9 protein-coding genes are annotated in these 7,854 nt (G+C 74.6%); 6 read left to right on the forward strand and 3 right to left on the reverse strand.

Going from position 1 to position 7,854, the window contains the following annotated elements; all coding sequences use genetic code 11:
* From ACFWN1_RS30025 to ACFWN1_RS30050, 6 genes are all read left to right on the forward strand, one after another.
* The coding region (locus tag ACFWN1_RS30025) for a CoA transferase (RefSeq protein ID WP_384368809.1) at positions 1 to 1,219 on the forward strand (1,219 nt) is incomplete at its 5' end.
* Positions 1,220 to 1,369: 150 nt separating this feature from the next.
* Positions 1,370 to 2,353, forward strand: a complete 984-nt coding sequence (locus tag ACFWN1_RS30030) for a DEDDh family exonuclease (RefSeq protein ID WP_384368812.1) — start codon at positions 1,370 to 1,372, stop codon at positions 2,351 to 2,353.
* A gap of 83 nt (positions 2,354 to 2,436) precedes the next feature.
* Positions 2,437 to 2,670 (forward strand): hypothetical protein, encoded by a 234-nt coding sequence (locus ACFWN1_RS30035; protein WP_078858611.1) that lies wholly within the window; start codon positions 2,437 to 2,439, stop codon positions 2,668 to 2,670.
* A gap of 16 nt (positions 2,671 to 2,686) precedes the next feature.
* The gene (locus ACFWN1_RS30040) at positions 2,687 to 3,517 is read left to right on the forward strand and encodes an SURF1 family protein (protein WP_384368815.1); all 831 of its coding nucleotides are present in this window, start codon (positions 2,687 to 2,689) and stop codon (positions 3,515 to 3,517) included.
* A gap of 78 nt (positions 3,518 to 3,595) precedes the next feature.
* Positions 3,596 to 5,389 carry a glycoside hydrolase family 15 protein gene (locus ACFWN1_RS30045; RefSeq protein WP_384368818.1) on the forward strand — a complete coding sequence of 598 codons (1,794 nt, stop codon included), beginning with the start codon at positions 3,596 to 3,598 and terminating at the stop codon, positions 5,387 to 5,389.
* A gap of 5 nt (positions 5,390 to 5,394) precedes the next feature.
* Entirely contained in the window at positions 5,395 to 6,150 is a 756-nt protein-coding gene (locus tag ACFWN1_RS30050) for an SDR family oxidoreductase (protein WP_384368821.1), read from the forward strand.
* A gap of 8 nt (positions 6,151 to 6,158) precedes the next feature.
* On the opposite strand, the gene amaP is transcribed toward ACFWN1_RS30050, so the two are convergent.
* The 3 genes from amaP to ACFWN1_RS30065 are packed head-to-tail and all read right to left on the reverse strand — an operon-like array spanning position 6,159 to position 7,794.
* Positions 6,159 to 6,749 (reverse strand): alkaline shock response membrane anchor protein AmaP, encoded by a 591-nt coding sequence (gene amaP / locus ACFWN1_RS30055; protein ID WP_384368824.1) that lies wholly within the window; start codon positions 6,747 to 6,749, stop codon positions 6,159 to 6,161.
* The gene (locus tag ACFWN1_RS30060) at positions 6,746 to 7,390 is read right to left on the reverse strand and encodes a DUF6286 domain-containing protein (protein WP_384368827.1); all 645 of its coding nucleotides are present in this window, start codon (positions 7,388 to 7,390) and stop codon (positions 6,746 to 6,748) included. Before ACFWN1_RS30060 ends, amaP begins: the two co-directional genes overlap by 4 nt.
* A complete protein-coding gene (locus ACFWN1_RS30065) occupies positions 7,387 to 7,794 on the reverse strand; it encodes a hypothetical protein (RefSeq protein ID WP_384368830.1) in 408 nt (135 codons plus the stop codon). The genes ACFWN1_RS30060 and ACFWN1_RS30065 overlap by 4 nt, the downstream gene beginning before the upstream one ends.
* Positions 7,795 to 7,854 lie beyond the last annotated feature (60 nt).

Here is a 7,854-nt window from a genome sequence, read left to right on the forward strand (position 1 = left end):
GGGCGCGCTCAGGGCCGGGCTCGGCGAGGTGCCACGTGCCGTGGTGGACGACGGCGCGGTCGTCACCGCCTTCCACCGCGAGCGGGTGCTGCGGATAGACGGCCGCGCCCCGGTCAACTTCGCGCCGCTGTCCCGCTGGTGGCGGGCGGCCAACGGCTGGGTGCGCACCCACGCCAACTACCCGCACCACCGGCTCCGGCTCCTCGGCGCGCTGGGCCTGCCCGACGGCGCCGGCCCCGAGGCGGTGGAGGGGCTGCTGCTCGAACGCTCCGCCCTGGACGTCGAGGAGGCGGTGTACGCCGCCGGCGGCCTGGCGGTGGCCCTGCGCACCCCCGGACAGTGGGCGGCGCATCCGCAGGGCGCCGAGGTGGCCCGGCGCCCTCTGGTGGAGCGGGTCCTGATCGGCGGGGCCATGGAATGTGAACTCCCGCCCCTGGACCGGGAATCCGAGCCCCTGCTGCCCGCCGCCGGGCTGCGGGTCCTGGACCTCACGCGCGTCATCGCCGGGCCCGTCGCCACCCGCACTCTCGCGCTGCTCGGCGCGGACGTGCTGCGGGTGGACGCACCCGGGCTGCCCGAACTGGCCGACCAGCACACGGACACGGGCTTCGGCAAGCGGTCGGCCACCCTCGGACTCGACGTGGACAGGCAGGTGCTGGAGGAGCTGCTGGCCTCCGCCGACGTGGTCGTCACCGGCTACCGCCCCGGCACCCTCGACCGCTTCGGCCTCTCCCCGGAGGCGCTGGCCGAGCGGTACCCCGGCCTGATCGTCGCCCAGCTCTCGGCGTGGGGCGCGTACGGGCCCTGGGGTGAGCGGCGCGGCTTCGACAGCCTCGTCCAGGTGGCGACCGGCATCGCGGCCACCGAGGGTTCGGCCAGGGAGCCCGGCGCGCTGCCCGCGCAGGCCCTGGACCACGGCTCGGGCTATCTGCTGGCGGCGGGCGTCCTGCGGGCCCTGACCGACCGGACCCGCGACGGCCGGGGCCGCCTGGTGCGCCTCGCGCTCGCCCGGACCGCGCACTGGCTCACCGACGAGGCCGGCCACGACCCGCGCCCCGGCGGCCCGGCCCACGAGGGCCCGGACCCGTGGCTGGCCGAACGGGACAGCCCGCTGGGGCGGTTGCGGTACGCCCGGCCCCCGGTGTCGTTCACCGGCGGCCCGACCGACTGGGCCACCCCGCCGGAACCTTGGGGGTCCGGTCCGGCGACATGGAGGTGACCGGGTCGGCCGACCCGGTAGGCAATGGCTCAACGACGTTCTCCCGTAAGGCCCTTGGGGACGTACACCCATACGAGGCACAACCCGGTCGGTGGGGTGCGAACCCCTGGGCGGCCCGGTTGTCGGTGATGACCCGTATCCTCATTGACCATGCTCGAAGACCCCGCGACCGCAGTGTCCTCGCCCACCCCGTGGCCGGCCGTGTATCCGAAGGGATACGCGGTCGTTGACGTCGAGACCACCGGGCTGGCCCGCGACGACCGGATCATCTCCGCGGCCGTGTACCGGCTGGACGCGCGCGGCGAGGTCGAGGACCACTGGTACACGCTGGTCAACCCCGAGCGGGACCCGGGCCCGGTGTGGATACACGGGCTGACGAGCGACGTGCTCGAAGGGGCGCCGCTGTTCACGGAGGTGGCGGAGGAGTTCGCGGCCCGGCTGGACGGCCGGGTGCTGGTCGCGCACAACGCGGTCTTCGACTGGCAGATGATCGCGCGGGAGTACGCGCGCGCCCGTCGCGAGCCCCCCGTGCGCCAGCGGCTGTGCACCATCGCGCTCTCCAAGGAGCTGCGGCTGCCGCTGCCCAACTTCAAACTGGAGTCGCTCGCCGCGCACTTCGGGGTCGTGCAGCAGCGCGCGCACCACGCGCTGGACGACGCGCGGGTGCTGGCCGAGGCGTTCCGGCCGAGCCTCAGGGCCGCCGCCGCGGACGGGATGCGGCTGCCGCTGCTGGAGTGCCGCCCGCTCACCGAGTGGTCGGACACCCCGCTCATCGGCCGTCAGGCCACCGGCTCCTACGGCGGCGGACGCGGCCCCGGCTGGCGCCCGGCGCGCAAGCGGCCCGCCTGCCCGTACCCCAACCCCGGCCGGTACGAGGCGGGCGAACGACTCAAACAGGGCATGAGGGTAGCCTTTTCGGGTGACACCTCCACCGAGCGCGACCTGCTGGAGGACCGGGCGACCGAAGCCGGGCTGCACGTGGCAACCAGCCTCTCCCGGCTCACCAGCCTGCTGGTCACCAACGACCCCGACTCGGGCACCTCCAAGACGGCCAGGGCCCGCCAGTTCGGCACGCCGGTCGTGGACGAGGCGGCGTTCGGGCAGTTGCTGCGGGACGTCGAGGACGCCGGCTGAGAGCCGTACGGACGGGTGATTTCCGCGCGACTCGCACCCGCGCCCGCCCGCTCCGCCAGCGGGGACGGCTCACGCTGAGGCGCATGGCGAGATGCGAAGTTTGCGGCAATGACTACGGAATGACCTTCGAGGTCCACGCACAGGGCGCGGTGCACGTCTTCGACTGCTTCTCCTGTGCCATCCACCGCATGGCACCCATCTGCGAGCACTGCCGGGTGCAGATCATCGGTCAGGGCGTGGAGGTGGAGGGCCACTGGTACTGCGGCGCCCACTGCGCTCGCGCCGAGGGGAAGGCGGGGGTGGTGGACCGGGTCTGACCCGGTACCCGCCCGAATGCCCCCCACGGCGCGGAGGTACCGTCGTGGGGTGCACCGCTACCGCTTCCTGCTCACCCGCCAGTGGGTGATCCTCACTCTCGTCATGATCGCCCTGATCCCGACGATGATCAGGCTCGGTATCTGGCAGCACCACCGGTACGAGGAACGCACCGCCCGCAACGACCTGGTCTCCCGGGCCCTGCACGCCACCCCGGTGCCCGTGGAACGGCTCGCCGCCCCCGGCCGCGCGGTCACCCGCACCGTCAAGTACCGCACGGTCACGGCGACCGGCACCTTCGACACCGCCCACGAGGAGGTCGTCCGGCGCCGGACCAACGCCGACGACGAGGTGGGCTTCCACGTCCTGACCCCGCTGAGGCTGACCGACGGCCGGGTGCTGCTGGTCAACCGGGGCTGGATTCCGGCGAGCGGGTCCCAGACCGAGTTCCCTCAGATCCCCGCGCCCCCCGACGGGAAGGTCACGATCACCGGCCGGCTGAAGGCCGACGAGACCACCGCGGCGAGCGGCATCAAGCAGCTCGCCGGGCTGCCGGCCCGGCAGGTCATGCTGATCGACAGCGCGGACCAGGCGCGGCGCCTGGGCGCGCACGTACTCGGCGGTTATGTCGAGCAGACCGCGCCGCAGCCCCGGAGCGGCAGGCCGGAGCAGATCTCCAGCCCCGGCCGCGAGGACGCCCCGCTGAACTACGCCTACATGATCCAGTGGTGGCTGTTCGCCGCCGCCGTGCCCGTCGGCTGGTGGGTGCTGGTGCGGCGCGAGGTGCGCGACCGGGCGGCCCGCGCCGGGCGGGAGAGCGAGCCGCAGGCGGAACCCGCCGGCGTGTGAGCCGGAGCGCGGGTGGGGCGTCACTCCCCCGGCGCACCACCTGATTGGCCGTCAGGCCGCACGGGGAATCGCCAAGGCGTGAACCCGCGCATCGAGGACTACGCCGTCATCGGCGACGAGCAGACCGCCGCCCTGGTCGGCCGGGACGGCTCGATCGACTGGCTGTGCCTGCCCCGCTTCGACTCCGGCGCCTGCTTCGCCCGGCTCCTGGGCGACGAGGACAACGGCTACTGGCGGATCGCGCCGAAGGGCGCGGGCACCTGCACCCGCCGCGCCTACCGCCCCGACACCCTCGTCCTGGACACCGAGTGGGACACCCCCGACGGCACCCTGCGCGTCACCGACCTGATGCCGCAGCGCGAGAAGGCCCCGGACGTCGTGCGGATCGTGGAGGGCGTCAGCGGACGGGTCAGGGTGCACAGCACCCTGCGGCTGCGCTTCGACCACGGCTCCATCGTGCCGTGGATGCGCCGCTCGGACGGGCACCGGGTGGCCGTCGCGGGCCCGGACTCCACCTGGCTGCGCTCCGAGCCGCATGTGCGCACCTGGGGCGAGGATCTCGGCACGCACTCGGAGTTCACCCTCGCCGAGGGCGAACGGGTGGCGTTCGTGCTCACCTGGCACCCCTCGCACCAGCCGCGCCCCCGCCTGATCGACCCGTACCGGGCGCTCAGCTCCAGCGTCCGCGACTGGCGGCGCTGGAGCGGCCGCTGCCGCTACGCCGGGCCGTACCGGGACACCGTGGTGCGCTCGCTGATCACCCTGAAGGCGCTCACCTACCGGCCCACCGGCGGGATCGTCGCGGCGGCCACCACCTCGCTGCCGGAGTGGCCGGGCGGGGTGCGCAACTGGGACTACCGCTACTGCTGGCTGCGCGACTCCACCCTCACCCTGAACGCGCTGCTCGCCGCGGGCTACCACGAGGAGGCCGAGGCATGGCGCGACTGGCTGCTCCGGGCGGTCGCAGGCAGCCCCGAGGATCTTCAGATCATGTACGGGGTCGCCGGTGAGCGCCGACTGCCGGAGACCGAGCTGCCGTGGCTCACCGGGTTCGAGGGCTCGGCGCCGGTCCGTACCGGCAACAGCGCGGTGGACCAGCTCCAGCTGGACGTGTACGGCGAGGTCATGGACTCCCTGTGGCTGGCCCGCCGTGCGGGGCTGTCGGCCCGGCCGCACATGTGGGCCCTGCAGTGCGCGCTGATCGGCTTCCTCCAGGAGCAGTGGCGGCAGCCGGACGAGGGGCTGTGGGAGGTACGCGGCGGACGCCGGCAGTTCACGCACTCCAAGGTGATGGCCTGGGTGGCGGTGGACCGCGCGGTGCGCACCCTGGAGGAGCACCCGGAGCTGAAGGGCGACCTGCCCGGCTGGCGCGCGCTGCGCGACGAGATCCACGCGGAGGTGTGCGCCAAGGGCTACGACCCGCGGCGCGACACGTTCACCCAGTACTACGGCTCCCGCGAACTGGACGCCTCGCTGCTGCTCATCCCGCGCGTGGGCTTCCTGCCTCCGGACGACCCCCGCGTGATCGGCACGGTCGACGCGGTCGCCGCCGACCTGGGCGACGGGGGCTTCGTACGCCGGTACGACACCGGGAACCCCGGCGGTCCGGTGGTCGACGGGCTGCCCGAGGGCGAGGGCGCCTTCCTCGCCTGCTCCTTCTGGCTGGCCGACGCCCTGCACCTGACCGGCCGCACCGGCCGGGCCCGCGAGCTGTTCGAGAAACTGGCGGGACTCGTCAACGACGTGGGGCTGCTGGCCGAGGAGTACGACCCGGTGGCCGGCCGCCAGCTCGGCAACTTCCCGCAGGCGTTCAGCCATATCGCGCTGGTGAACACCGCGTTCACACTATTCGGCACCGAGGAGGCAGGATAGGAGGCATGGATCTTGGACTGAAGGACCGGGTGTACATCGTCACCGGCGCCTCGCGGGGCCTGGGCAACGCGGCCGCGCGGCAGCTCGCCGCGGACGGCGCGAAGCTGGTCGTCACCGGCCGGGACGAGCAGCGGGTGGCGGACGCAGCCGCCGAACTGGGCCCGGACGCGGTGGGCGCGGCCGTCGGCAACGCCGAGGCGGACGCCCCGGAGCGGCTGATCGCCCTGGCCCGTGAGCGCTTCGGGCGTTTCGACGGCATCCTCATCAGCGTCGGCGGGCCACCGCCCGGCTTCGTCGCGGACATCGGCGACGAGCAGTGGCGGGACGCGTTCGAGTCGGTGTTCCTCGGCGCGGTGCGCCTGGCCCGCGCGGCGGCGGCCGAACTGGAGCCGGGCGGGGTCATCGGGTTCGTGCTGTCGGGTTCGGTGCACGAGCCGATCGCGGGCCTGACCGTCTCCAACGGGCTGCGGCCGGGCCTGGCCGGGTTCGCCAAGTCCCTCTCCGACGAGCTGGGCCCGCGCGGCATCCGCGTCGTCGGCCTGCTCCCGGCCCGGATCGACACCGACCGGGTGCGTGAGCTGGACAGCCTGTCGGCCGACCCGGCGGCCACGAGAGCGGCCAACGAGTCCCGCATCCCGCTGCGCCGCTACGGCAGGGCGGAGGAGTTCGGCCGGGTGGCCGCGTTCCTGCTGTCCCCGGCCGCGTCCTATGTGACGGGCGTGATGCTGCCGGTCGACGGGGGGACGCGGCGCGGGTTCTAGTACGGCCGTCAGCTCACCCGGTCCGCCTTGTGCTTGACCCTCCTCAGCCGCACCTCGGTGGGCAGGGACTCCAGCCCCGTCGAGTCGCGGGCGGCGGTCAGCGGGCGGGCGCTGAAGTCGGCCAGGGTGGCGGCCGGGGACGCGTCGGGTTCCAGCCGGAGCCCGGCGCGCAGCGTGGGGGACGTACGGCGCCCGGCCAACTGGGTGCCGGCCCCGGCGACGCCCGGCAGGCGGGCCGCGTCGTCTGCGAGCGCGGACTCCAGCGCACCGCCGCGCACCAGGGCACCGGTGCCGTCGCCGGTGTCGATGAGGATCTCGTACAGCCGGTGCCTGCGCAGCACCGACACCAGCCACCACAGCCCGATCAGCAGCAGGACGGCGAGCAGCGCGATCAGCGCCGGCCACCACCAGCCCTGGTCCCGCCAGGCGGTGCGTTCGGCCCGGCTGAGCAGCACGTCGTGCCGGCCGGAGTGCGGCCACCAGGCCGGGGAGGGCGCGCCGAGGCCGACGGCCAGCACCGACCCGCCGAGCACGAACAGCACCAGCCCGGCGAGCGCCAGCAGGACACGGTTGACGGCTCCTGAACGCATGCCCCTCATCCCTTCTTCCCGGGTCCCCGGAGCCGGACCGACAGCTTGGGCCGCCGGGCCATGCCGAGTTCGGTGACGGCGCCGGCCAGCGCGGTGTCCAGGTCGCCGCGCACCTCGGCGGGGTCCCGGAAGTGCGAGATCACCCGTACCTCCGCCCGGCGGCGGCGCATCCGCACCCGCGCCTCGCGCACCCCGGAGACCTGCACGGCCCGGTCCCGCAGCACCTGGGCGGCGGCCTCGCGGGTGAGGGCGGCGCGTACGTCGGGGCGCGGGCGGAGCATGGGCAGCAGCCGGCGCAGGCCGGGGGTGAGGGCGAGCAGGATCAGCCAGAGGCCGACGGCGGTGACGAAGGCGGCGCCCGCGAGCACCGGGATGTCGTCCAGGGGCCGCGCCGCGAACTGGCGGGCGAGTTCGCGGCGCCAGTACATCGCGGGGTGCCCGGTGCGGACGGCCACGACGTCGTACAGCAGCAGTCCGGCGCCGCCCAGCGTGAGCAGGGCGATGATCGCCGACGGGACGCGGCGGGCGGACCAGAAGCGGCCGCTGCCCCCCGCGTCCGGGGAGAGGGCGGGCTGACCGGCGGCCGGCGGGGGGTGCTTCCCGGTGTCGACCACGGGCATCGGCCGGGTGTCCTGCGGAGGCTCGCTCATACCGTCCTCCCCTGGTGCTCGCCGGGCAGCCGCAGCCGCTCCACCTGGACGACCACCTTCGGCACCTCCATGTTGGCCAGCGTGCCCACCCGCTCGGTGACCCGGCGGCGTACGGCGGCACAGCGGGCGCCGAGGTCGCCGGGGTACTCGAGTTCCAGGACGACCCGCACCCGGGCCCTGGCGAAGGGGCTGTCCTCCACCGGGCCGGTGCCGCGCGCCCGGGGCCGCACGTTGACCGTGGCGTGCGGCGCGGTGAAGTTCCGGGGCAGGGGCGTGAGTGCCTCGCGCGCCGCCCGCGCGGCGATCTTGGCGACGACCCGGTCCGCGATCCGGGTGAACCCGCGCTCGCCCGGCGGGGTGCGGTCCGGGACAGCCGGCGTCACCGCGCCGGTGTCCGTGCTCATCGCGGTCACCGGCGCCAGTCGCGCCGGTCGCCGCCGGAGCGGAACCGGTCGTCACGGGGT

The organism is Streptomyces sp. NPDC058459, assembly GCF_042721685.1.
GTDB lineage: Bacteria > Actinomycetota > Actinomycetes > Streptomycetales > Streptomycetaceae > Streptomyces.